The organism is Iodidimonas gelatinilytica, from assembly GCF_008579125.1.
GTDB classification, from domain to species: domain Bacteria; phylum Pseudomonadota; class Alphaproteobacteria; order Sphingomonadales; family Rhodothalassiaceae; genus Iodidimonas; species Iodidimonas muriae.
In genome coordinates, this window is the sequence record NZ_BKCL01000002.1 from 224,735 (window position 1) to 246,713 (window position 21,979).

The window sequence follows — 21,979 nt, forward strand, 5'->3', positions numbered from 1 at the left end:
GGGGTGATGTCTTTCACGCAGCTCCCGCCCCAAGGATGGGGATTGAAATGAAGTTTGTCTTTACAGTACGTGGCCGCTTGTTCGTCATTGCCGCCGCCATTCTTTTTTACTCTTTTCTCGTTTTTATGGCGGTCCAGATTCTCAAGGATGGCGGTATTTTGCACCGCCTGACCTTTGAGCATCTGGAAAGCGCCCATAGCGTGACACAGGCGATGGAACGCTTGGAGGCAGGTGACGCCAAGACATCTATAGAAGATGTGCGCACGGCGGTCGTGCGGGTGAAGGAAAGCGGGGCCGCGTGCCTTGATCGCATGCAAGGTGGCATCAGCAGCCTGTTTTTGACTCTTGCCGGGTCGCCAGAAATTACAAAAGCCTGTGAAGCAACGGTGGCTTCTGCCGACCGTATGATGGCGATCTTGTCAGGGCATGAAGCCGGCGCGGGCTGGTCTGCCCGTTTGCAAGATCGTCTGGCCCCTTATGCCAATGCGTTTTTCGATTATTCCCATCAGCTTGATAAGCCGGTGGATGACCTCAATAGCCGTATCGTTATTGCTCTGGTGACCCTGACCTGGATTTCCGGGGCTATAGGCGCGGCTTATGGGATTTGGACGGCCTTTGCCATTGCCGGGCCAATTACCCGGCTGGAAGAGGCGGTGGAGCATTTGGGGAAAGGTGATTTTTCTGTGGATGTGCCGGATATGAACCGTCCCGATGAACTTGGAAATTTCGCCCGCAGTCTTGACCATTTCAAAGAGGCGACAGCAGAGCGCGCCAGATTGGAAGAAGAAAACCGACAGCGGGCCGAAGATCGTATTCGGTTGGAACAAGAAGCACTGGCCCAGCGGGAAAAAGCGGCAGAGCAAAAACGTCAGGAAGATCAGGACAGGACCCAAGCGCAATTAAAGCGTGAGCAGGATTTGCAGGCATTGATCGGGGAGTTTGATTCCCATGTTGCCAAGACTCTTGGTTTGGTGGCCGACGCCATGAACACGCTGCGCGAAACCGCAGCAGAGATTGATAGGGCCACGGGCAAAGTGGGAGACGGCATGGCGGATACCGGGGCTTTGTCGGAACGGGCCGCCAATGCTGTGGCGGCGGCCTCCGATGCTGCATCGGATCTGTCCCGCGCCATTGAAGCCATTGCGCAACGCCAATCCCGTGCCGATGAAGAAGTGAACGGCGCATCAGAGCGGGTGCAGCTTGCGGTACAATCGGTGAATGCCTTTGTGGCGGTGGCGGGCGAGATCAATGCAATCACCGGATTGATCAATGAAATCGCTGAAAAGACGAATCTTTTGGCGTTGAACGCCACCATTGAAGCTGCGCGGGCGGGGGATGCGGGCCGGGGATTTGCCGTTGTGGCCCATGAAGTGAAGGGGCTGGCGCAACAAACGGCGAAGGCCACGGGTGATATTGGTGCACGAATTCAAAGCCTTCAAGATTCCAGCCAAAAAGCTTCGGATGCGGTGCGCCAGATTGGTGAAATTATTGACCGTGTCGATAATCTGTCCAAGGAAACGGTGGCGGAAATTGATCGTCAATCCAGCTTGATGGAGGGGATTTTCGGCAATGTCCGTTCCGCTGCGGATGATGCCACCAAAGTCAGCACGCGATTGACCCATATCGGTCTGGAAGCCAAAACCATGCGCGAATCGGTGGGTTGTATCGGCGCATCGGTAGAGCAGGTGACGCGTTTGAGCCATAGTCTTGACGAGGAAATCCGCCAGTTCCTGAGCAATGTGAAAACGGTCTGAGCCACGTTGGAAGCGGTGCCTTGACCGGGGCCTATGACGGACGCATCTATTATGGGTAGTCTGGGCTATACTGGGCGGATGTGGGGCTGTTGGGAAGGCGTGCCATATGCGACCTGATGTTATCGCATTGCGAAACTTCTATGACCGGCCGCTGGGGCGCGCGACGGCGGATATTCTCTCGCAAAAAATTATGGGATTATGGCCGGATTTAAGCGGGCAGCATGTGGCGGGCATTGGTTACACACCGCCCTTTCTGGACCGCCTGTTGCAACATTCTGTGGCGCAAGGCCAAAGCGGTCCGGCCAGTCTTGTAGCCTTGATGCCGGCGGCTCAGGGCGTGGTGCATTGGCCTAGCCCGCGGTGCAACGCCACCGCCTTGGTGGATGAACAAGACTTGCCTTTGCCCGATGGAGCCTTTGACCGGGTGATTTTGGTGCATGCTCTGGAAGTTGCCGATCCGTTGCGCGATCTGCTGCGCGAGGTGTGGCGGATTTTATCCCCCGGTGGGCGGATGATCGCCATTGTGCCGCGCCGGAGGGGCTTATGGTCGGGCTTCGAACAAACCCCTTATGGATCCGGACAACCCTATAGCAGCCAACAGCTGGAAGCGACTTTGGCCAATCATTTGCTGCCGGTCTGCGCCCTTCAGCGGGCGTTGTTTTTGCCGCCCATCCTCCCCTTTTCCCGTGGCCGCGGACTGGCCCTGATGGAACGCCCCGGCGCGGTGCTGATGCAAGGTCTGGCGGGGGTGCTGATGGTGGAGGCGGAAAAACAGATTTACCGTGCTGTTCCCTCATCCACTGCAGCACGGGAAACTTTCAAAAGCCGTGCGTCACGGCCGCATCTGGTGCCCCCGATGGCTTCGCGCACCGATGGACAATCAAATCTTAAACCGGCAGACCGCGTTCCTGTGCGCAAGCTTGATGAACTGCGTAAAATCCGCATCAAAAGCGGGGATGTCCAGTAAAAAGCTGTCATGGCCGGTGGTGGCTTCATAACAGCGGTCAAACACCGGCAGGCCGGCTGTGCGAAAGGCATCCGCCAGTTCGCTTGTTTGCTCCGGGGGATAAAGCCAATCGGTTTCATAAGAGCCAAGAAACATGCGGGTGCGCGCTCCTTTGAACCGGGATGCCAGATCGCCATCGGGGGCCAGATCGAAATAATCCATCGCTTTGGTGATCACCACATAGCTGGCAGGATCGAAACGCTCCACAAAACGCCGGCCATGATAGGCAGATAGCTTTCCACCTGATAGTCCGGTTCAAGCCCGTAAGCGGGTTGCGTGCGGTCTTGCAGTCCCCGCCCAAAGCGCGTGTCCAGTTCGCCCGGTGCGCGGTAGCTTAGATGGGCCAACATCCGCGCGACCTCCAGCCTTTTGTGGGGGATCTGCCGGTGCCGTGATAGCGCCCCTCTTGCCAATCGGGGTCCGATAGAATGGCGCGGCGGCCAATGCTGTGAAGGCCGATTTGTTGTGGGCTGTGCCGTGCCGCTGTGGCAAGGGCTGCGCCTGCAAAAACCCGTTGGGGATAATCGCGGACCCATTGCAATACCTGCATCCCGCCCATAGAGCCGCCTACCGCCATGAACAAAGTGTCGATGCCCAGATGATCCAGCAATTCGGCCTGCGCACGGACCATATCGGCGATGGTGAGAAACGGGAAATCCGCCCCCCATACGGTATTTGTGGCAGGGTTTATGGCGCTTGGCCCGGCACTTCCCATGCAGCCGCCCAACACATTCACACAGAGCACGAAATAGGCATCTGTATCAATGATACGGCCCGGCCCCACCATACGCTCCCACCAGCCCGGCCGCTTGGTGACAGGATGCGATCCGGTGACAACCTGATCGCCGGTCAGGGCATGGGTGATCAAAACCACATTGGATCGGTCCGCATTCAGGGTGCCATAGCTGGAATAGGCAAGGGGATACGGCCCCAAAGATGAACCACAGTCCAGCGGTAAGGGAGACTCTTGGCCCAGCAAGGCCACATGGCCCGGTGGCGGAGATGGTGGAGAAAATTCTGTCATACAGGTTCTTGCTAGAGCATTTTTCGATCAATGGAAATCATTTGACTGCAATGAATGGAAAGAATGTCACACGATAAGGGCGCATGTGGCATTCTTTTGCTTTTCATCAAAGGGGCGACTAAAAAGCAAGGGTCAGAATCAAAAAATAGGGGAACCGTCATGGGGACGCCAAAACCAAATCCGTGGATCGAATCGCTTGCCCCTTATGTGGCGGGCCGTGCCAAGGCTGCGGGCGTCAGCAAGGTGGTGAAATTATCCTCCAATGAATCCGCTGTGGGGGCCAGCCCAAAAGCTGTGGAAGCCATGGTGGCTTCGGCCTTGTCTCTGCATTTATATCCCGATCCCGATTCCCATGATCTGCGAACCGCCATCGGGGACGCACATGGGCTTGATCCCAAACAGATCATCTGCGGGGCCGGTTCCGATGAAATCCTGCATCTGGTAGCGCAGGCTTATGTGAAGCCCGGCGATGAAATCATCCATTCTCGCTACGGGTTCATGATGTATCCCATTGTGGCCCAATCGCTTGGCGCGACGCCGGTTGCTGTTGCCAATAAAGACTGGGCGGCGGATGTGGACGGGATTTTGGCAGCAGTAACCGATAAAACCCGTCTGGTTTATCTGGACAATCCCAATAATCCCACCGGGGCCTATCTTCCGAAAAGCGAAGTGGAGCGCTTGATTGCGGGCCTGCCTCAGACATGCGTTCTGGTTTATGATGCGGCCTATGCGGAATGTGTGGAAGCGCAAGATTACACCGATGGTGCCGATCTTGTGGCGGCCCATGGCAATGTGCTGATGACGCGGACTTTTTCCAAGCTCTATGGTTTGGCTGCATTGCGTATCGGCTGGGGCTATGGCCAACCGGCCTTGCTGGACCCCATGAACCGTATTCGTATGCCGTTCAACGCCAATCTGCCCGCCCAACAAGCCGCTATTGCCGCTGTCCGTGATCCGGATCATGCGGAAAAAGCCCGCGTCTTTACCATTGAATGGCGCAAATGGCTGACGGCGCAACTCGCCGCTTTGGGGCTGGATGTGGTGCCTAGCCAAACCAATTTCGTGCTGATCCGCTTTCCCCAGGAACAGGGATTTACAGCGGAAGAGGCCAATCAATATCTTACGGAGCGCGGCTATCTCTTGCGCTGGTTGCCGGGACAGGGCTTGGCCGATTGCCTGCGCCTGACCATCGGCACCGAACAGGAAAATCACGCGGTGATCGAATTGCTGCGCGCCTTTATGGATCGCCAATCCTATCCGGTTGAAGACCAAGCCTGAACAGGATCGCGGGGGCTTACCGGCCCTCGACGATTGGCCCTGTATCCGCCACCGGAAAAGGCCCTGCAAAGATGCGGCCATCCTGCATGGTGATGGGCAGGCGCATGGCGCGTCCATCCCCCATGGTGGCAATCTGCTCCATCCCTTCGCGCAAATAAGGGGCGCTTTCACGGTCGATCCAGCCATGGGCCGCAAGATAGGCGATCAACAGGCCCGGTTGTTCAATGGTAAGGCTTAAAGCCCCCAAGGGACGCAGCTGTTCATCCAGTGTCAGGCTGCCATCGCCGGTGATGCGCACCGTGCCCCAAATCAGGGCCAGATCCGATATTTCGATGGTGCCGCCTTGATCGCGCCATTGCGCAAGGCTTCGGGCGGTTACCGGTGTTGGCAAGCGCCCGTGCAATTCCCCATGCAGTTCAAGGCGCGAAATCACCGGGTCCGGCGCTTGGTCGGCAAAGGGGCCAAGCGCCAGATTGGTCAGGGATATGGCAATATCGGCCCGTTCTTCTTGTAACAATGCGTCGGATGAAGGGGCCTCGGTTGCGGCGTTTGATGCTTCGCTATCGGCCTTATGATCGGGCAAGCGCAGATGAAGCTGCATTCGGTCCGCGGTCATCTGCTGGTTTTTGCTGTTGGGGACATTCAAGTGCACGGGGCCGAAATCCACATCGATGCGGGCAAACCCGCCCCCGCGTACCACGCTGGCTTTCGGGGCAGGGGCGGACAGGGTAAGCGCCCCAAGGCCAAGGGCCACCGCTGTGCCTTCGGCCACCACATGATCGGGGGTCCATGGGTGGGTGAACAGCATCAGCCGTTGGGCACCAGCAGACCATTGCAGTTCGGTTTTTTGATTGCTCAGAAACGGTTGATCAATGCGAATCTGTAAGCGGTAAGGAAAGCCTTGGCTGTCGATCCGTTGGGCACGGGCTTTGGTCGGGCCGGCGTTCAGCGCGTCCAGCCCTTCTTTGACCAGTGTTTCCGCGCGATTGGCGGCACTATGCCAAAAAGCGCCATAGCCCAGAGCCAAAAGGATCACGGAACCGATCAGCAGGCGATATTTCACAAAAATTTCTCCATCGGATCATTCCAGCCCGGCGCGCAAACAGGCCGCCAGATATTTGCTATATTCAAGGGCCAACCGCGACACTGACACATGGCCTTTTACCGGTGCCGCATGAATGGTCAGAGAATGGGTGTGGCGGCTCAATTCCACAAGGCTGCGGCGCATATGCCAATCGGCGGTGATAATCATGATCTCGTCATAGCCATGTTGCTGCGCCCATTGGATGGCTTCCTTGGCATTGCCTTCGGTATTTTGGGCGGCTTTTCCCAGATCGATGCAGCAGGTTACAAGCCCCTGATCGCCTTCAATGGCAGACCGGATCACGGAAGGAGCAAGGGCTGCATTGACGCCCGATACCAACAGCCGGTCCCCCAATCCGGCTTCCAAGGCAGACACACCGGCCTGAATACGTCCGGCGCTGCCGGTAAACACCACGATACCACCAAGAGAGCGGTCTGTTGGAAAAGGCCGTTCTTGCGGCATGGTCAGGAAGAACCATATAAATCCAAGAAACCACAGGCCCAAGGCGAGGACGAAAAGCGCGAGAAGCCGCCTTACGGGATGCGCTTTTGCCCGAACATGCAAGGAGCGGGATCGCATCAAGGCATCCTTGCCAGTTCGCGCCGCACGGTAAGATGGGCGGCCAATAAGGTCAAAAAAGCCGCAAAGCCGGGGAGGGCGATCAAAGACAGCCAGCCCGTCAGTGAAATATCCAGTGCCGGAACAAGCCCGCGCCCCAATTGGGACGCAAAATGATCCACAAAAATCAGTATAAATAGCCCCGCTACCAATCCAAAGCTGCCGCCTTTTAATCCTTGAAGCATGAAGCGATAGCGGAACTCTCCGGCGATCAGATTATCGGTCGCTCCCATCAGGTGCATGATTTCGATGCTGGCGCGGTGGCTGGCAAGCCCGGCGCGGGTGCCGAATGCGGCAATGGCAGCCGTGGCCCCCAAGATCAGCACCACCACCAAAAGGGCGACGGACTGCAATGTTTTGGTCAGCATGTGCAGGCGGTCCAGCCAACGCTCATGGTCGTCCAATGTGGCATCGGGGGCGACAGTGCGGACCTGGGCCGTCAGGGCATCCAGATCGATATGATGATTGGGGTCGATGGCCACATCGATCAGGATGGGGATCGGCAGATCTGCGGTCACATTTCCCGCCCCCAGCCAGGGTTCAAGCAGTTTGACGCTGTCTTCGGTGCTGACACGGCTGGCCAAAGAAATGCCGGGGAGGTCGTTCAGAAGCTGGAGCGCGGCGCTGGCTTGTTCCTCGCGCACTTGTTCATGCACAGTGACAATCTGCACCGAGATTTGCTGCGACAGTTGATCGGCCCACTGGCCTACCGCATTGTTCATGGCGAAAGCAAAGCCGGTGGCCAATGCGCATAAAAAGACCATGGTGCCGATTACCCAAGGCAGCGCACCGCCTGCAATCGCCCGTGCCGGTAAAAAGCGGATACGGCGCAATCTCATGGGGTGAGGCCTTTATGGGGGCGGTGGGGATTGCGAATCTGTCCCTCGCTCGCGGGGGAATGGGTCAGCCCCCCTGCCGATAATTGCATCACCGCGCCGCCCATTTCTTCCACCAATTCCAGATCATGGGTGGCGACAACGGTGGTGGTGCCCAATTTGTTCAGTTCCACAAACAAATGCATCAGACGGCGGGCCATATCGGGGTCCACATTGCCGGTGGGTTCATCGGCCAGTAAAAGCTCAGGCTTGGCGATCACGGCGCGGGCAATGGCTACCCGTTGTTTTTCCCCGCCCGATAATGTGGGCGGGCGGGCGTGCATCCGGTCTTTCAATCCTACCCAGATCAGCAATTCTTCCACATGCTCGCGGATTTTTGCTTCATCGGCCCCGCCGGCGATGCGCAAGGGCATGGCCACATTATCAATGGCGCTCATATGGTCGAGCAGGCGATATTCCTGAAACACCACACCGATGCGGCGTCGCAGGCGCGGCAAGGCAGATCGGGGGGCGGAGGTGACATCATCGCCGAACATGGTCACCAGACCGCGGGATGGCCGATGGGCCAGATAAAGCAGCTTTAAAAGCGAGGTTTTCCCCGCGCCCGACGGGCCTGTGAGGAAATGGAAGGAGCCAGGGTCCAGCGTAAAGGATATGTCTTGCAGAACCTCTGCACCCATGCCGTAACGCATGCCGACATTTTCGAATTTCACGCTGCGACTGTTCAAGATTTTGCCGACCCAGAAAACTCAAAATCCATTCAAACCGGATGGTTTGTACATTCTGATAACATGGCATAGCCTTTCCCTGTCCGTCCAGCATCCGCAAACATGGGGGGTACAATCATATAGAGATATGATGCGGATTTTCGCTGGCAACTTGCGCAGACGGACGGATACCCATATAGGTCAAGATCGGTATAAAACACGCAAGGGGGCTAAGGATGGTCTCCTGAAGTGGAAGTGGCTCAACACGCTGGTTATGATTCTTACCTGCCCACATTGCGCGATACGCTTTCGAATTCCCGCTCAGGCCGTGGGGCCACAGGGGCGGCGGGTGCGCTGTGGATCGTGCGGCCATGAATGGCATGCCATGCCAGAAACGGAATCGGATGGTGTAGTTGAGGGCAATCATGCCTCTTCACTTGAGGCTCCATCTGCGCCCACGGGATCAGAGCCGGTTGCGCCCCCTTCTTTTGAGGCGGAAGAATCGCCAAAGTCAGATGCCTTTGATGAGGCACCATCCGAAGAAAGTCCCGCAGATATTTTGTCCCAGATTGCCCAAGGGGTGAAACGCGCCCAAGAAGAAGTGGACGACGAAGATTGGGACGTAGACCATGAAGGCGAGGCAGAACCGGAAGCCTCATGGCGCACCACAGAGCCGACGGCAGGGGATGATCTGCATACATCATTTGACGAGCTCAGCCTTGAAGAGGATGTGGCGCAAACCATGCGCCGGTTGCGGGAAGGCACACATGTTTATGGCAGTGCCGGGATGCCGGTGGTGCAGGAAACCCGCAGTTCCCGGGTGGTTTGGGGCTATGCTGCATGGGCCCTGTTCATCCTTGCCCTGATGGCCGGGTTTGTCACCTTGCAAAAACCCCTGTCCCGCGCGTGGCCCCCGATTACCAAACTTTATGACATGGTGGGTATGGGAGATTCTCCATCCACATCCGTGGCCGATGGCAGCGCCGAAGCCTTGGAAACCGTGAACCCGGCCATGTTGCCGCCCGTGGATGAAGCCCTGTCCGTCCGCATCGACACAGATCCCATATGGGAAGCTGAGGGCGATGGATGGACTTTGGTGGTGGGTGGTGCCATTGCCAATAGCACTGGGGAGGATTATCCCTTGCCGCCCTTGGAGCTGATCCTTGTGGATGGCGCGGGAAACAGTTTGAAACGGGCTGGCGTTGCCTTGGATATGCCTGTATTGACTGCGCGGGAAACGGTTCGGTTTTCCGTGCGTATCGAAAACGCGCCGGCCCAGACCACCGGTATCGTGCATGAATGGAAAAATCGGAGCGAGAGCTGATGCAACATCCTGATGAAATTGGCCCAAATGCCATTAAGACGCTCTACTCCGCTGAGGAGATCGGCACACGAATCGAGGTTATGGCAGATGCCATAGCTGAAGCCGCCGACGGTCCCTTGCTGGTGGAAGTGATTATGAACGGGGCGGTGCTGTTTGCCGCCGATCTGGTGCGGGCCCTGTCGCGGCGCGGTGTGGCCGTGGAAATCGACTTCATTGCCTTGTCCAGCTATGGCGAAGGCACGAAAAGCTCCGGCAATGTGGTGCTGGAAGCCGATGCACGGGGCGCTATTGCCGGGCGCGATGTGCTGCTGATCGACGATATTTTGGAAACCGGCCGCACCTTGTCTTTTGCGAAAGGATATTTTGCCGAAAAAGGCGCTGCCCGTGTGATGACTGGGGTTTTGCTGGATAAATCCGCCGCGCGGGAGCCGGTGATCGCGCCGGATTTCGCCGGGTTTGAATGTCCCGATCTGTTCGTGATTGGCTATGGTATGGATTATGCTTATCGTTTCCGTGAATTGCCCTATATTGGATATGTAGAGCAGGAGACCGGCGGCGATGGCGAAAATTCTTCTGGCTGAAGACGAAGCATCGGTAAGGGAATTTGTGCGCCGTGGTCTGGAAAGTCACGGCTATGATGTGGTCGATGTGGCCGATGGCGGGGCGGCCTTGGAAAAGCTGCAGGCAGGGCCGTTTGATCTTTTGCTTGCCGATATTGTGATGCCGGTGATGGATGGCATTGCGCTGGCGCTGAAATTATCCGCTGACCGCCCCCATATGCCCGTCTTGCTGATGACCGGCTATGCCATGGAAAAGCAGCGCGCCCATAATCTGGATTTTTTAATCACCGATGTGCTGTCCAAGCCATTTACGCTGGAACAATTGCTAAAGGCCGTGCGTCATGCATTGGCTAACCCGCCAAAAAACACGGCCCCTTGAATAGATCAGGGGCCGGATTCCAAGAATGCTTTTTCAGCTTATAGGTTGGCGGTTTCTGTGGCTTTAAACCTGAAAATCCACGCGCTCACGGCGTTCTGAGGCGGCATCACGGCGTTCAACCGCGGCTTCTTGCCGGATATCGTCATTTTCACTGCGGCGTTCGGCGCGATCTGCCTGAAGCTCTTGCTGAATGTCCCGATCACCGACACCGGAATCATTGGCCGCACTGGTAACCGCATCAGCGGGCGCTTCCGCCACGGCGCGGGCTGTGGCCGACAAATCGACGATTACACCTTCATCCCGATCACTGGACCCGCCCCGTGCTGTGGTGCCGCCACTGCCAGAGGTTTCCCGTGCCTGCGGGGCATTGGGTTGGTTTGCCTGGGAATTGCCGGGAATTAAACCCGACAGGCCGCTATCACCGATGATGGCCATATTGCTCTCCAAAACCCTAAAACGACTCGGCTGTCCCGAATCTGACAGGAAACTCTAACATGCGTCGGTAAATCTTTCTTTAATCCCTTTTAGACTTTATCTCAAATTTTATGATTCATCATGAGGTCCGACCTCATAAAGCCCCGTGTCGAACCCGTCGATGGAGCGTTGGTTCTTTTCCTTCTGATAGGATGTGATGCCATCGGGGCCTTTTTTCTCAGCCCATTTGCGCAAGGTGGGGCGTTCGCGCTGGAAGGTCATTTCCGGCACCCCGTAGCCGCAGCTGGTTTGTATGCTGTCAATATCGATCACGATGATCTGGCGACGGCCCGGTTCATCGGGAAAATGCGGTGCCAGATCCGTCCATTCGGGATGATGGGGGCGGATCACCGATCCCTGCCCATAAAGCCGCAGGATAAGGGGAGCGCGGGCAAAACTGGTGAACATGATGGTCAGGCGGCCATCTTGCTTCAGATGGGCCGCCGTTTCATTGCCACTTCCCGTAAGATCCATATAGGCACAGCGTGTGGGGCCGAGAACCCGGAAACAGTCCATGCCCTTTGGCGAGAGATTGATACGCCCCTGCGCACAGGCAGAGGCGGTGAAAAACACCGCTTGTGCGTCGATAAAGCGGATCAATTCATCGGTCAATGCCTCGTAAAAATCCGCCATATCGTTCCTTTATGCGTGTGTGTTGCCTATCAGGCGGTGCCGCCGACAGTCAGGGCATCCACCAAAAGTGTTGGCTGCCCGACACCGGCAGGTACCGACTGCCCGCCTTTTCCGCATGTGCCCACGCCGGGGTCCAAAGCCAGATCATTGCCGATCATTTTCACCCGCGTCAGAACATCGGGCCCATTGCCGATCAGCGTTGCGCCTTTCACCGGTTCGGCGATTTTGCCACCGCGGATACGGTAGCTTCGGTGCAGGAGAACACGAATTTTCCCGAGGTGATATCCACCTGACCGCCGCCGAAATTCACCGCATAAAGCCCGTCCTGTACGCTTTCGAGAATATCGCCCGGATCATGCTCGCCAGACAGCATATAGGTATTGGTCATGCGTGGCATGGGCTGGTGGGCATGCGATTCGCGCCGTCCATTGCCGGTGGCTGCCATGCCCATCAGACGCGCATTGGTGCGGTCTTGCATATAGCCTTTCAAGATTCCGTCTTCGATCAGAACGGTGCGGCTCGTCGGGGTGCCTTCATCATCGATGGTCAGCGATCCGCGCCGTTGATCAAGGGTGCCGTCATCCACAATGGTTACGCCTTTCGATCCCACCCTTTCACCCAAAAGCCCTGAAAAGGCCGAGGTTTTCTTGCGGTTGAAATCGCCTTCCAGCCCGTGGCCGATGGCTTCATGCAGCAAAATGCCGGGCCAGCCGGGGCCAAGCACCACCGGCATGGTGCCCGCCGGCGCGTTCACGCTTTCCAGTGCCACTTCCCCTTGGCGATAGGCTTCATCCACATAGCGCTTCCATGTGGCTTCTTTGAAGAAATCATCATAGCCATGCCGCCCGCCGCCGCCATAGCTGGCGCTTTCGCGGCGTTCGCCACTGGCCAGCACCAAGGACACATTGAGTCGCACAAGCGGACGAATATCGCGGGCCCGTTGTCCGCCGGGGCGTATAATCTCGACCACCTGCCAGCTTCCTGCCAAAGAGACAGAGACTTGCACCACTTTATTGTCTTTTTGTCGGGCATAGGCATCAATGGAGCGCAGCAGCGCCACCTTTTGGGCGAAATCCTGCGTATCGAGCGGATTGGCAGGGCTATAGAGCCGACGATTGGTGCCGATGGGTGGGTGCGACAATGTGCCCGAGGCTCCGCTGCGGACGGCTTTTACCGTTTCGGCGGCGCGGGCAATGGCGGCTTCGGACAGTTCAGAGGCATGGGCATAGCCGGTGGCTTCCCCGCTGACACCACGCAGACCAAAGCCTGATTGGTATCGAATGACGCGGATTTCAGCCGCCCGTCATCCAAAAGCAGGGCTTCGGATTGGCTGTATTCCAAAAATAATTCGCCATCATCAAGGCCATGAAGGCTGTTGTCTAAAAGACGTGTTACAGTGTCGGCATCCATGCCGGAATGCTGGAAAAAGAAGTCTGGGGAAAGGCTCATATCGATCCTGTTTTTGACGGGGCCTCTTCAAAGCGGGTGCCTTTGGGGCGCGCTCTGAAGCACCGAGATGTGATGTCGAGGTTTGCACAATGTTTGCCTTGGAGCAATCTCCTGCTATATGTCCGCGCAAATGGTCCCTGTGCGTCCTCCGTTCTTGGGGATATGGTCCCGGTTGTGGCCAGAAATAAGGACCAGAAACAAGGGCTGGGCAATTTGTCTCATTCTTTATGGGGCATGATGTCGGGTATAGGAAAAGGGTCGATATACAATCGGCCATTGCCGGGCGTTCCTTTCGGGTGGCCCGGTCATAAAACTGTGAGGCGGGAAAACGTGATGAAAAAGCTTCTCGGCATAATCGGTGCGGCGCTTTTTGCCAGCACCTCAGGCGCCGTGTCTGCGATGGCCCAGGTCGTGCGTAAAGGCGAAGATGGTCATATGGGGCTGCAACCAGCCGCAACGCCGATCATGGAGCAGCTCACCAGCTTTCATAATCTTTTGCTGTCGATCATTACGGTCATCACCGTGATGGTGGCGGTTTTGCTGGTATGGGTGATGATTCGGTATAATCGGAAATCCAATCCAAAGCCGTCCAAAACATCGCACAATACCCTTGTGGAAGTGGTGTGGACCGTGGTGCCGATCCTGATTCTGGTGCTGATCGCGATCCCCAGCTTCAAATTGCTTTATTTGCAAGATGAAATTCCCGAAGCGGATCTGGTCGTGAAAGCCACCGGTCATCAGTGGTATTGGAGCTATGAATATCCCGATTATGATAATATGGCCTTCGATGCGCTGATGCTGGATGAGAAATATTATACGGATATGTCCAGCGACGTGCAGGGCGAACGCAAAGATGCCGAGATGCGCCTTGCCGAGTTTTTGGTGCGCGACGAGCCGCCGCAAACTTTCCGTCTTCTGGATACGGATACCCGGATCGTTGTGCCGGTGGGCAAAGTGGTCAAAATGCTGGTGACCGCATCTGACGTGCTCCACAGCTGGGCGATTCCCTCCTTCGGTGTGAAAATCGATGCCGTGCCGGGCCGGTTGAACGAAACATGGTTCCAGGCCGACGAAATTGGTACTTATTACGGGCAATGCTCGGAAATTTGCGGTATTCGCCATGCTTATATGCCCATCGTGGTTGAAGTGGTGAGCGAAGAAGATTTCAAGCTATGGGTTGAAAAGGCGCGCGCAGAATATGCCGAAGCGCCCGGCTCCACGCGTCTGGCATCAGCCGGCCGTCAGGTTCATTGAGTTAGATACGATCGAGGACGGGACAATGGTCACCACCGCTCATACACATGATACGCACGATCACGGGCACCCAACGGGCCTGAAGCGTTATCTGCTATCCACAAACCATAAAGATATCGGGATCCTGTATCTGTGGTTCGCTGGATTCGCCGGGCTTGTCGGCTTTTTGATGTCGCTTGCCATTCGCATTGAATTGCAAGAACCGGGCGTGCAGTTTTTGCCCTTTCTTACCGGTGGTGATTTGAATGCCGCCTATCAACTTTATAATTCGCTGATTACCGGCCACGGCCTGATCATGATCTTCTTCATGGTGATGCCCGCGCTCATCGGCGGGTTCGGGAACTTTTTCATCCCGATCATGATCGGTGCGCCGGATATGGCCTTCCCGCGCATGAACAATATCAGTTTCTGGCTGTTGCCGCCGTCGCTGATGCTGTTGATCCTGTCCTTGTTCATGGAAGGCCCTCCGGGTGCCGCGGGCGTTGGCGGTGGCTGGACTCTCTACCCTCCGTTGAGCAGCACCACGGGCCATCCCGGACCTGCTGTGGATCTGGCTATTCTGTCGCTGCATATTGCCGGGATCTCCTCGATTCTGGGTGCGATCAACTTCATCACCACGATCTTGAATATGCGCGCACCAGGTATGACCATCCATAAAATGCCGCTGTTTGCCTGGTCGGTTCTTGTAACGGCTTTCTTGCTGCTTCTGGCCTTGCCGGTTCTGGCCGGGGCCCTGACCATGCTGCTGACGGACCGTAATTTCGGCACAGCCTTTTTCGAGCCATCCGGTGGTGGGGATCCGATTTTGTACCAGCATCTGTTCTGGTATTTCGGTCACCCTGAAGTGTACATCCTGATCCTGCCGGCCTTTGGCATTATCAGCCACATTGTTTCCACATTCTGTCAGAAGCCTGTGTTCGGCTATCTGGGCATGGCCTATGCCATGGTGGCCATCGGCTTCATCGGCTTTATCGTGTGGGCGCATCACATGTTCACTGTGGGCCTGAATGTGGATACCAAAGCCTATTTCGTGGCGGCGACCATGGTGATCGCTGTGCCGACGGGCGTGAAAATCTTTAGCTGGATCGCCACCATGTGGGGCGGTTCCATGGAATTCAAAACCCCCATGTTGTGGGCCATTGGTTTCATCTTTTTGTTCACGGTTGGCGGTGTGACCGGGGTTGTTCTGGCCAATGCCGGCGTTGATACGGCTTTGCATGACACCTATTATGTGGTGGCCCATTTCCATTATGTGCTGTCGTTGGGGGCTGTGTTCGCTATTTTTGCCGCCTTCTACTACTGGATCGGCAAGATGAGCGGGCGGGACTATCCCGAATGGGCAGGCAAGGTGCATTTCTGGCTCACCTTTGTCGGTGTGAACCTGATCTTCTTCCCGCAGCATTTCTTGGGCCTGCAAGGCATGCCGCGCCGCTATGTGGATTATGCCGATGGCTATTCCCTGTGGCACGAGGTTTCCAGCTACGGTACCTATATCACCGGCCTTGGTTTGCTCTGGTTCTTCGGGGTTGTGGCCTATACGCTTCTTGCTGGCCGCAAAGCTGTGCAAAATCCGTGGGGCGAAGGGGCAACGACGCTGGAATGGACCTTGTCGTCACCGCCGCCGTTCCATCAGTTCAATGAGCTGCCGCAGATCAAATAAGGCTGCACATTAAAAATGACCAAACCCATCGATCCACAGATTGCTACGCAATCGGCATCCGGTGCCAATGTCTCTCTCCCTTATGGGCAGGGTGATGTGCGGGACTATGCGTTGCTTTTAAAGCCGCGGGTGATGTCTTTGGTGGTGTTCACCGGCTTTGTCGGCATGTTGGTGGCACCGGGCAGTCTGCATCCGGTTCTGGCCTTCGCAGCGGTGCTGTGCATCGCTGTCGGGGCCGGGGCTGCAGGCGCGCTCAATATGTGGTTCGATGCAGACATTGATGCGGTGATGGCCCGCACGGCAAAACGTCCGGTGCCGTCAGGAAAACTCACCGCCAATGATGCCTTGGGGTTCGGGTTGGTGCTGTCGGTGGGGTCTGTCACCTTCATGGCCTTGGCGCTTAATCTGGCTGCGGCCACGTTGCTGGCGCTGACCATTGTATTTTATGCAGTGATCTACACCATTTGGCTGAAGCGGCGGACGCCTCAGAATATTGTGATTGGCGGAGCGGCAGGAGCCTTTCCGCCAATGATCGGCTATGCAGCCGTCACCGGTTCCGTAACCATTGAATCGCTGGTGCTGTTTGCCATTATCTTTTTATGGACGCCGCCGCATTTCTGGGCTTTGGCGCTGTTTGTGAAGATGGATTATTCCCGCGCGGGCGTGCCCATCCTTCCCACCACATCGGGGGAGCCGGAAACCCGTCGCCAGATCTTGCTTTATAGCGTTCTGCTGGCGATTTCTGGTTTGTTGCCCTGGGTGCTTGGGTTCGGCGGTGCGGCTTATGGCGTTATTTCTTCGGTGCTGGGAGCGGTGTTTGTGTATCGCGCTTTCCGGCTTTGGCAGGGGAAAGACGGAGCGGACCGGCGCTTGTTCACCTTTTCGATCCTCTATCTGTTTTTGATCTTTGCCACTTTGGGCGCTGAACATGTGATGGGAGCTGTTTGATATGGCCGATCCGGATTTTGAAAAGCGCCGCCGGCAGCGTAATATCGGCCTTGCCCTTGCCTTGGCGGGCTTTGTGGTCGTGTTTTTCGCTGTCACCATTGTAAAACTGCAGGGGTTGTCTTGATGACCCCCATGGCAAAGAAAAATCTCCGGGCGGTATCCATTGCCCTTTTGGCGCTGACGGCGTCTGGCTCTTTGGCCGCGTTTGCCGTTCCGCTTTACGAGATTTTTTGTCAGGTTACCGGTTATGGCGGCACCACCCAACGGGCGGACGCCGGAGATCATGTGGTCCTCGACCGGGTCATGAGTGTGCGGTTCGATGGCAGCGTGGATGCGGATTTGCCTTGGAAATTCCATCCGCTTCAAAACACACAGACTGTGAAGGTCGGAGAAACGGCCCTGGCTTTTTTTGAGGCCACCAATCTGTCCGATGAGCCGATCACGGGCAGCGCGGCTTTTAATGTGACCCCCTATAAAGCGGGCTTGTATTTTTCGAAAATCGCTTGCTTTTGCTTTACCGAACAAACGCTTCAACCCGGGGAAACGGTGCAAATGCCGGTGACCTATTTTATCGACCCCGATATTGCGGACGATAAAAAACTTGATGATGTGACGGAAATCACCTTGTCATATACCTTCTTTTTCCAAGGCATTGCCGAGGGGAAGGGCAATGAAATCCATGCCGGATTAAAGACATCCGATATGGGGTTGGGTGATATTTCAGGCGAATAACAAAGAGGGCCGCCGAGACAAGGCGGCTTGGCAGAGAAGAGAGAGTGAAATCATGGCGGGCGACGTTAAGCACGATTATCATCTGGTAGACCCCAGCCCTTGGCCCCTCATCGGCTCCATGTCGGTGTTTGTTCTGGCCCTTGGCGCTGTGGGCCTGTTCCATGACTGGCCTTATGGCGTTTATATCTTTGCGCTGGGCGTTATGGGCGTACTTTACACCATGTATGAATGGTGGGGTGATGTGATCCGTGAAGCTCTTGCCGGCGATCATACGCCCGTGGTGCAGATCGGTTTGCGCTATGGGATGATACTGTTCATTGTCTCGGAAGTGATGTTTTTTGTGGCGTGGTTCTGGGCCTATTTCAATGCGGCCCTGTTCCCCACGGAAGCCATTGGCAGCACATGGCCGCCGGAAGGGATTGTCACCTTCGATCCTTGGCATATCCCATATGTGAACACATTGATTCTGCTGCTTTCGGGTACCACAGTCACCTGGGCGCATCATGCCTTGTTGCACAATGACCGCGATGGCTTGAAACAAGGGCTATGGGCAACGGTTCTTCTGGGGGCATTCTTCACCTGCTTACAGGTCTATGAATATTCGTCGGCAGCCTTTGGCATGTCGTCGGGGATTTATGGCTCGACCTTCTTCATGGCCACGGGCTTTCATGGCTTCCATGTGCTTGTTGGAACAATCTTCCTGACCATTTGCTTGATCCGGGCCTATCGCGGGCATTTCACCGCCGATCATCATTTCGGCTTTGAAGCGGCGGCCTGGTATTGGCATTTCGTGGATGTGGTGTGGTTGTTCTTGTTCGCCAGCATTTATATTTGGGGCGCGGGGTCGATAACCCATTGAGTAAGAACATGCCTTCATCCGAATCTGGGTTCGGAAAACACTCTGATGAAGCCGGTGGATCCTTTCCGCCGGTTTCTCCCTTTCTTGCGGGGGCGCGATCGCGCTGCCCGCGATGTGGCACCGGCTCATTGTACAAAGGTTTTCTGACCGTCGATACGGCGTGCAACCAGTGCGGCCTTGATTATGAAAAGGTGGACAGTGGTGACGGACCCGCCGTGTTCATTATTTTGATCGTCGGTTTCATTGTCACTTTTGCCGCGCTGTTTGTTGAGACCACATTCAAGCCCCCTTACTGGGTGCATGTGGTGTTGTGGGGGCCTTGTATCCTAGGGCTGTCCATCGGCTTGCTGCGGCCCTTCAAGGCGACATTGATTGCCCTCCAATATCGCCATAGCGCCGTCGAAGGATCTGTTGAATCTGGGGCGCAGGGCGATGACGGTGAATCCTGATCGCGGATTTCGCCCCGGCCTGTGGCCAACGATCTTCACCATCTTTGGCCTTGTGCTGTTGGTGGGTTTGGGCACGTGGCAAATACAGCGCTTGGCGTGGAAGACCGACCTGCTTGCGGATATCGCTCAACGGTCGGCTGCGGACCCTGTGCCCCTGCCGGCGGAATTGGACGATCTGACACGCTGGCGCTACCGCCCGGTGACGGTGACGGGGCGGTTCGACCATGCTGCCGAAATGGCCGTCCATGCGGGGCGGGGATATCATATTATCACACCATTGATCCGCCTTGATGGTGGTTCGCCGGTGCTTGTGGTGCGCGGCGAGGTGCCGCCGGATGGCCGCGATCCTGACAGCCGTCCCGATGGGCAAGAAAGCGGGGTGGTCAGCGTTACGGGCATTGTGCGCTTGCCGTCGCGCCCTGGCCTTTTTGTCCCGAAGAATGATCCGCAGGCCAATCTTTGGTACTGGCGTGACCTGCCTGCCATGGCAGCCCATGCGGGGCTTCAGCGTGTGGCACCGGTGTTTGTTGAGGCGACTCAAACGGCGAAGGGCGGTTGGCCGCGCGGCGGCGTGACGAATTACACGATCTCCAATAACCATTTGAGCTATGTGATCACATGGTATGGCTTGGCGCTTGCTTTATTGGCCATTTATCTGGTTTTCGGATGGCGGCGGCCACCCTCTGAAACCGGGGCGAAGACCGGCGTAAAACGCTGAGCCGCTGGACGGCGGACCGTTTCGTCCATTAGACTTTTCAAAACCCTTCAAGGATACAGGATTTGCATCGATATAACGGCATCATAGACACCCAATCTCCGCTGGCGGATGGTGCGCAATTGACCAAATTGGACAATGGTATCCGCATCGTGACGGACTATATGCCCATGTGGCGTCGGTGTCCCTTGGCCTGTGGGTGGATGCCGGTGCGCGCTATGAAACATTGGAAGAAAACGGCATGTCCCATCTTTTGGAACATATGCTGTTTAAAGGGACTTTGCGCCGTAGCCCCCGGGCCATTGCGGAAGAAATTGAAAATGTGGGGGGGCATTTAAACGCTTATACCTCACGGGATCATACGACCTTCTATGCCAAGGTCTTGAAGGAAGATGTGCCGCTGGCCATGGATATTCTGGCGGACATCGTTCAGAATTCTGTGCTCGATTCGAAAGAACTGGATCGGGAACGCGAAGTGATCATCCAGGAAATTGGCCAGGCGGAAGATACGCCTGACGATATCGTGTTCGATGATCTGCAAGAGGTGGCTTATCCCGATCAACCGCTGGGGCGGTCCATTCTGGGAACGGCGGAACGGGTTGCGAATTTTAAAAGAGATGATGTTTTCGCCTTTCTGAAAGGGCATTATCGCTGTGACAATACGATTGTCGCCGCGGCGGGAAATATCACACATGAAGATGTTGTAAGGCTTGTTTCGGAGTCGTTATCATCTTTGCCCACGGGCAGGCCGCGTGCTTATGAACCGGCGCGATATGGTGGTGGCGAGAAACGCAGTAACCGTAGAACCGAACAGCTTCATATGACCTTGGGCTTTCCCTCGGTGTCGTTTTCTGATCCCGATTATTATGCCACCCAGGTATTTTCCACCATGTTGGGGGGAGGGATGTCGTCGCGCCTGTTCCAGGAAGTGCGGGAAGAACGCGGGCTTGCCTATTCCGTTTACAGCTTCACCAATTCCCATGCGGATACGGGCCTGTTCGGGGTTTATGCAGGTACATCGCCGGATATGGCCGGAGATCTGGTGCAGGTGATTGCCGGTGAAATGCTGGCCATGACCAATCAGGCCCCTGTCGATGAAATTGCCCGCGCCCGTGCACAGTTGAAGGCCGGTCTTTTGATGTCTTTGGAAAGCACGTCATCGCGTATCGAGCATATGGCCCGGCAGCTTTTGATTTTCGGGCGCTTGATCAGTATCGATGAAATGGTGGATGCTGTGGATGCCGTGGATGGAGCAGCGCTTGTGCGTGTCTGCGAACGCTTGCTGAGCGATGGCGGGTTGAGTGTTGCGACAGTGGGCCTGTCAGATCGCTTGCCGGATTATGATCGGCTGCAGGCGTTGTTCCAGGCTGGGTAAGCGTGCCTAAACCAGTCTATAAAAATCCGCGTCCGGACAAGGAAGCCCCTCTTTTAAGGGGAGGTTTGTTTTCCTGATTGCGGGTTTTTAGGGCAGTTAAACGGGGGTGTCCGCGCCTTGATCGGGTTTAACCGTTGCAAAGTCGCGTGCGCCCAGCTAAACCACGCCGCAGCATGTTGAGAGGGGTCGACAGCCATTTCTTGCCTTGAACGTGACCGCGTGTCGCATAGAAGTTTGGCTGCCGGGCCTGTAGATCAGGCATGGTTTTATTATGTGAAATGGGCGATCCGCCTTCAAGCTCTGGGACGGGAAAATGAGCAGCAACCCGAGCACGGTTGAACAGGTTAGCGAAGACGGCACCACGCGCCGGGATTTCCTGTATATCGCTACAACAGCGATGGGGGCGGTGGGTGCGGCTTATGCCGCATGGCCGTTCATTGATCAGATGAATCCTTCCAAAGATACATTGGCGCTTGCTCCATCGAGGTGGATATCGCCGCGGTGGAGCGGGGCCAGTCGATCAAGGTAATGTGGCGCGGGAAGCCGGTTTTTATCCGCAATCGCACCGATAAGGAAATTGAAGAGGCAAAAGCCGTCGATCTTTCCGATCTGCGCGATCCGCAAACAGATGACGAACGCACCAAGCCGGGCCATGAACAATGGCTGGTGATGGTGGGTGTGTGCACCCATCTTGGCTGTGTACCATTGGGTGAAGCCGGTGATTTCGGGGGCTGGTTCTGCCCTTGTCACGGATCGCATTATGATACCGCAGGTCGCATTCGCAAGGGCCCGGCTCCCCTCAATCTTGAGGTTCCGGATTATCAGTTCATCAGCGATGACCGCATTCTGGTCGGCTAAGGA

24 protein-coding genes and 3 pseudogenes are annotated in these 21,979 nt (G+C 56.2%); 17 read left to right on the forward strand and 10 right to left on the reverse strand.

The window, feature by feature from the left end:
- Positions 1-47: 47 nt before the first annotated feature.
- Positions 48-1,754: a methyl-accepting chemotaxis protein gene (locus JCM17844_RS04050; RefSeq protein WP_210431320.1), complete on the forward strand. Its 1,707-nt coding sequence runs from the start codon at positions 48-50 to the stop codon at positions 1,752-1,754.
- Positions 1,755-1,860: 106 nt separating this feature from the next.
- On the forward strand, positions 1,861-2,721 hold the full coding sequence (locus JCM17844_RS04055; RefSeq protein WP_149999783.1) for a class I SAM-dependent methyltransferase: 861 nt from the start codon (positions 1,861-1,863) through the stop codon (positions 2,719-2,721).
- Here the strand turns inward: JCM17844_RS04055 and JCM17844_RS14345 are convergent.
- Genes JCM17844_RS14345 through JCM17844_RS14355 form a run of 3 tightly spaced genes read right to left on the reverse strand, consistent with a single transcriptional unit; the run spans position 2,635 to position 3,784 of the window.
- Entirely contained in the window at positions 2,635-2,967 is a 333-nt protein-coding gene (locus JCM17844_RS14345; protein WP_210431321.1) for an alpha/beta hydrolase family protein, read from the reverse strand. The genes JCM17844_RS04055 and JCM17844_RS14345 overlap by 87 nt on opposite strands.
- The gene (locus tag JCM17844_RS14350) at positions 2,934-3,110 is read right to left on the reverse strand and encodes a hypothetical protein (RefSeq protein ID WP_210431322.1); all 177 of its coding nucleotides are present in this window, start codon (positions 3,108-3,110) and stop codon (positions 2,934-2,936) included. The genes JCM17844_RS14345 and JCM17844_RS14350 overlap by 34 nt, the downstream gene beginning before the upstream one ends.
- On the reverse strand, positions 3,095-3,784 hold the full coding sequence (locus JCM17844_RS14355; RefSeq protein ID WP_210431323.1) for an alpha/beta fold hydrolase: 690 nt from the start codon (positions 3,782-3,784) through the stop codon (positions 3,095-3,097). The genes JCM17844_RS14350 and JCM17844_RS14355 overlap by 16 nt, the downstream gene beginning before the upstream one ends.
- Before the next feature lie 159 nt (positions 3,785-3,943).
- On the opposite strand from JCM17844_RS14355, the gene hisC reads away from it, so the two are divergent.
- Positions 3,944-5,062: a histidinol-phosphate transaminase gene (hisC, locus tag JCM17844_RS04065; protein WP_149999784.1), complete on the forward strand. Its 1,119-nt coding sequence runs from the start codon at positions 3,944-3,946 to the stop codon at positions 5,060-5,062.
- A gap of 16 nt (positions 5,063-5,078) precedes the next feature.
- On the opposite strand, the gene JCM17844_RS04070 is transcribed toward hisC, so the two are convergent.
- From JCM17844_RS04070 to ftsE, 4 genes are read right to left on the reverse strand one after another with little or no spacing between them, the layout of a single operon-like run.
- Complete coding sequence (locus tag JCM17844_RS04070) at positions 5,079-6,125, reverse strand: DUF2125 domain-containing protein (protein ID WP_210431324.1); 1,047 nt, start codon at positions 6,123-6,125, stop codon at positions 5,079-5,081.
- Positions 6,126-6,143: 18 nt separating this feature from the next.
- Positions 6,144-6,725: a YdcF family protein gene (locus JCM17844_RS04075; protein WP_149999786.1), complete on the reverse strand. Its 582-nt coding sequence runs from the start codon at positions 6,723-6,725 to the stop codon at positions 6,144-6,146.
- Positions 6,725-7,603 (reverse strand): cell division protein FtsX, encoded by an 879-nt coding sequence (locus tag JCM17844_RS04080; RefSeq protein ID WP_149999787.1) that lies wholly within the window; start codon positions 7,601-7,603, stop codon positions 6,725-6,727. Before JCM17844_RS04080 ends, JCM17844_RS04075 begins: the two co-directional genes overlap by 1 nt.
- Positions 7,600-8,292 (reverse strand): cell division ATP-binding protein FtsE, encoded by a 693-nt coding sequence (gene ftsE / locus JCM17844_RS04085; protein WP_149999902.1) that lies wholly within the window; start codon positions 8,290-8,292, stop codon positions 7,600-7,602. The genes JCM17844_RS04080 and ftsE overlap by 4 nt, the downstream gene beginning before the upstream one ends.
- A gap of 289 nt (positions 8,293-8,581) precedes the next feature.
- On the opposite strand from ftsE, the pseudogene JCM17844_RS17125 reads away from it, so the two are divergent.
- The 4 genes and pseudogenes from JCM17844_RS17125 to JCM17844_RS04100 form a co-directional block, all read left to right on the forward strand.
- Positions 8,582-8,680, forward strand: a pseudogene (locus JCM17844_RS17125) (MJ0042-type zinc finger domain-containing protein); the annotation flags it as partial.
- A 12-nt stretch (positions 8,681-8,692) separates the two neighbouring features.
- Complete coding sequence (locus tag JCM17844_RS04090) at positions 8,693-9,631, forward strand: hypothetical protein (protein ID WP_235898905.1); 939 nt, start codon at positions 8,693-8,695, stop codon at positions 9,629-9,631.
- Positions 9,631-10,212, forward strand: coding sequence for a phosphoribosyltransferase (locus tag JCM17844_RS04095; protein ID WP_149999789.1), 582 nt, complete (start codon positions 9,631-9,633; stop codon positions 10,210-10,212). Before JCM17844_RS04090 ends, JCM17844_RS04095 begins: the two co-directional genes overlap by 1 nt.
- The gene (locus JCM17844_RS04100; protein ID WP_149999790.1) at positions 10,190-10,570 is read left to right on the forward strand and encodes a response regulator; all 381 of its coding nucleotides are present in this window, start codon (positions 10,190-10,192) and stop codon (positions 10,568-10,570) included. The genes JCM17844_RS04095 and JCM17844_RS04100 overlap by 23 nt, the downstream gene beginning before the upstream one ends.
- A gap of 63 nt (positions 10,571-10,633) precedes the next feature.
- Here the strand turns inward: JCM17844_RS04100 and JCM17844_RS04105 are convergent, their stop codons facing one another.
- From JCM17844_RS04105 to tldD, 3 genes and pseudogenes are all read right to left on the reverse strand, one after another.
- A complete protein-coding gene (locus JCM17844_RS04105; RefSeq protein ID WP_149999791.1) occupies positions 10,634-11,005 on the reverse strand; it encodes a hypothetical protein in 372 nt (123 codons plus the stop codon).
- Positions 11,006-11,113: 108 nt separating this feature from the next.
- Positions 11,114-11,677 (reverse strand): pyridoxamine 5'-phosphate oxidase family protein, encoded by a 564-nt coding sequence (locus JCM17844_RS04110; protein WP_149999792.1) that lies wholly within the window; start codon positions 11,675-11,677, stop codon positions 11,114-11,116.
- A 29-nt stretch (positions 11,678-11,706) separates the two neighbouring features.
- A pseudogene (tldD, locus tag JCM17844_RS04115) lies at positions 11,707-13,087 on the reverse strand (metalloprotease TldD).
- A gap of 372 nt (positions 13,088-13,459) precedes the next feature.
- On the opposite strand from tldD, the gene coxB reads away from it, so the two are divergent.
- The 10 genes and pseudogenes from coxB (at position 13,460) to petA (ending at position 21,976) form a co-directional block, all read left to right on the forward strand.
- Positions 13,460-14,380: a cytochrome c oxidase subunit II gene (coxB, locus tag JCM17844_RS04120; protein WP_149999793.1), complete on the forward strand. Its 921-nt coding sequence runs from the start codon at positions 13,460-13,462 to the stop codon at positions 14,378-14,380.
- A gap of 25 nt (positions 14,381-14,405) precedes the next feature.
- Positions 14,406-16,040, forward strand: coding sequence for a cytochrome c oxidase subunit I (ctaD, locus tag JCM17844_RS04125; RefSeq protein WP_149999794.1), 1,635 nt, complete (start codon positions 14,406-14,408; stop codon positions 16,038-16,040).
- 15 nt (positions 16,041-16,055) lie between these two features.
- Positions 16,056-16,988, forward strand: a complete 933-nt coding sequence (locus tag JCM17844_RS04130; protein ID WP_149999795.1) for a heme o synthase — start codon at positions 16,056-16,058, stop codon at positions 16,986-16,988.
- Position 16,989: 1 nt separating this feature from the next.
- Positions 16,990-17,112, forward strand: coding sequence for a cytochrome c oxidase system small membrane protein (locus JCM17844_RS16400; protein ID WP_268238497.1), 123 nt, complete (start codon positions 16,990-16,992; stop codon positions 17,110-17,112).
- Positions 17,112-17,720 carry a cytochrome c oxidase assembly protein gene (locus JCM17844_RS04135; protein ID WP_149999796.1) on the forward strand — a complete coding sequence of 203 codons (609 nt, stop codon included), beginning with the start codon at positions 17,112-17,114 and terminating at the stop codon, positions 17,718-17,720. The genes JCM17844_RS16400 and JCM17844_RS04135 overlap by 1 nt, the downstream gene beginning before the upstream one ends.
- Before the next feature lie 52 nt (positions 17,721-17,772).
- Positions 17,773-18,579 (forward strand): cytochrome c oxidase subunit 3, encoded by an 807-nt coding sequence (locus tag JCM17844_RS04140; protein WP_149999797.1) that lies wholly within the window; start codon positions 17,773-17,775, stop codon positions 18,577-18,579.
- A 128-nt stretch (positions 18,580-18,707) separates the two neighbouring features.
- On the forward strand, positions 18,708-19,028 hold the full coding sequence (locus JCM17844_RS04145; RefSeq protein ID WP_210431327.1) for a DUF983 domain-containing protein: 321 nt from the start codon (positions 18,708-18,710) through the stop codon (positions 19,026-19,028).
- Complete coding sequence (locus JCM17844_RS04150; RefSeq protein WP_149999799.1) at positions 19,012-19,746, forward strand: SURF1 family protein; 735 nt, start codon at positions 19,012-19,014, stop codon at positions 19,744-19,746. The genes JCM17844_RS04145 and JCM17844_RS04150 overlap by 17 nt, the downstream gene beginning before the upstream one ends.
- A gap of 169 nt (positions 19,747-19,915) precedes the next feature.
- The gene (locus JCM17844_RS04155) at positions 19,916-21,118 is read left to right on the forward strand and encodes a M16 family metallopeptidase (protein ID WP_210431328.1); all 1,203 of its coding nucleotides are present in this window, start codon (positions 19,916-19,918) and stop codon (positions 21,116-21,118) included.
- Positions 21,119-21,431: 313 nt separating this feature from the next.
- Positions 21,432-21,976: pseudogene (gene petA, locus JCM17844_RS04160) on the forward strand (ubiquinol-cytochrome c reductase iron-sulfur subunit).
- Positions 21,977-21,979 lie beyond the last annotated feature (3 nt).

Coding starts and splice junctions, on each gene's coding strand:
- JCM17844_RS04105 (WP_149999791.1), bottom strand. CDS start 11,005: ATGGCCATCATCGGTGATAGCGGCCTGTCGGGTTTAATTCCCGGCAAT.
- ftsE (WP_149999902.1), bottom strand. CDS start 8,292: ATGCGTTACGGCATGGGTGCAGAGGTTCTGCAAGACATATCCTTTACG.
- JCM17844_RS04110 (WP_149999792.1), bottom strand. CDS start 11,677: ATGGCGGATTTTTACGAGGCATTGACCGATGAATTGATCCGCTTTATC.
- JCM17844_RS04140 (WP_149999797.1), top strand. CDS start 17,773: ATGGCGGGCGACGTTAAGCACGATTATCATCTGGTAGACCCCAGCCCT.
- JCM17844_RS04055 (WP_149999783.1), top strand. CDS start 1,861: ATGCGACCTGATGTTATCGCATTGCGAAACTTCTATGACCGGCCGCTG.
- coxB (WP_149999793.1), top strand. CDS start 13,460: ATGAAAAAGCTTCTCGGCATAATCGGTGCGGCGCTTTTTGCCAGCACC.
- JCM17844_RS04075 (WP_149999786.1), bottom strand. CDS start 6,725: ATGCGATCCCGCTCCTTGCATGTTCGGGCAAAAGCGCATCCCGTAAGG.
- JCM17844_RS04135 (WP_149999796.1), top strand. CDS start 17,112: ATGACCCCCATGGCAAAGAAAAATCTCCGGGCGGTATCCATTGCCCTT.
- JCM17844_RS04095 (WP_149999789.1), top strand. CDS start 9,631: ATGCAACATCCTGATGAAATTGGCCCAAATGCCATTAAGACGCTCTAC.
- JCM17844_RS14350 (WP_210431322.1), bottom strand. CDS start 3,110: ATGTTGGCCCATCTAAGCTACCGCGCACCGGGCGAACTGGACACGCGC.
- JCM17844_RS04150 (WP_149999799.1), top strand. CDS start 19,012: ATGACGGTGAATCCTGATCGCGGATTTCGCCCCGGCCTGTGGCCAACG.
- JCM17844_RS04080 (WP_149999787.1), bottom strand. CDS start 7,603: ATGAGATTGCGCCGTATCCGCTTTTTACCGGCACGGGCGATTGCAGGC.
- JCM17844_RS04130 (WP_149999795.1), top strand. CDS start 16,056: ATGACCAAACCCATCGATCCACAGATTGCTACGCAATCGGCATCCGGT.
- JCM17844_RS04090 (WP_235898905.1), top strand. CDS start 8,693: ATGCCAGAAACGGAATCGGATGGTGTAGTTGAGGGCAATCATGCCTCT.
- JCM17844_RS04100 (WP_149999790.1), top strand. CDS start 10,190: ATGGCGAAAATTCTTCTGGCTGAAGACGAAGCATCGGTAAGGGAATTT.
- ctaD (WP_149999794.1), top strand. CDS start 14,406: ATGGTCACCACCGCTCATACACATGATACGCACGATCACGGGCACCCA.
- JCM17844_RS04050 (WP_210431320.1), top strand. CDS start 48: ATGAAGTTTGTCTTTACAGTACGTGGCCGCTTGTTCGTCATTGCCGCC.
- hisC (WP_149999784.1), top strand. CDS start 3,944: ATGGGGACGCCAAAACCAAATCCGTGGATCGAATCGCTTGCCCCTTAT.
- JCM17844_RS14355 (WP_210431323.1), bottom strand. CDS start 3,784: ATGACAGAATTTTCTCCACCATCTCCGCCACCGGGCCATGTGGCCTTG.
- JCM17844_RS16400 (WP_268238497.1), top strand. CDS start 16,990: ATGGCCGATCCGGATTTTGAAAAGCGCCGCCGGCAGCGTAATATCGGC.